At 57.4% G+C, this 392-nt stretch carries 2 protein-coding genes; one reads left to right on the top strand and one right to left on the bottom strand.

Going from position 1 to position 392, the window contains the following annotated elements; all coding sequences use genetic code 11:
- Position 1: 1 nt before the first annotated feature.
- Entirely contained in the window at positions 2–154 is a 153-nt protein-coding gene (locus CSV68_RS17680; protein WP_368665191.1) for a class I SAM-dependent methyltransferase, read from the top strand.
- An 86-nt stretch (positions 155–240) separates the two neighbouring features.
- On the opposite strand, the gene CSV68_RS17675 is transcribed toward CSV68_RS17680, so the two are convergent.
- Positions 241–384 carry a hypothetical protein gene (locus CSV68_RS17675; protein ID WP_483315688.1) on the bottom strand — a complete coding sequence of 48 codons (144 nt, stop codon included), beginning with the start codon at positions 382–384 and terminating at the stop codon, positions 241–243.
- Between the last annotated feature and the right edge of the window lie 8 nt (positions 385–392).

The raw sequence follows: 392 nt of genomic DNA, 5'->3' as shown, positions 1-392 counted from the left end.
GCTGGCGCCTGCTCGTCAGCTAGCCACGAAGCGCGTGGTGGTGAAACGTCCGGACTATGCGCCGCCGCTGGCGGACGTGGCCACGGCCAATGCGGTGGTCACCAAAGGGCACCGGTTTGATATTTATTCGGGGACGCCGGAACAGGAAGGTTAGGGTGTGCGGTTTGATGCCGTCACCCCAACCCGCGCTGGAAAGAGGCTCGAACGGTTCCCTCTCCCGGTGGGAGAGGGAAAGCAGACTTACTCGTCTTCTTCGTCACGCAGTGGAACAATCAGCATATCCACATGAACGGTGTTAATCAGCTGACGCGCTGAAGACATCAGCTTGCTCCAGAAGTCCTGGTGGTGACCACAAACGACCAGGTCCATATCGTATTTCTTAATCGCATCAA

This window comes from Sporosarcina sp. P29 (genome assembly GCF_002743265.1).
In the GTDB taxonomy this organism is placed as follows: Bacteria; Bacillota; Bacilli; order Bacillales_A; family Planococcaceae; genus Sporosarcina.
This window is presented reverse-complemented; position numbering and strand designations above follow the sequence as displayed.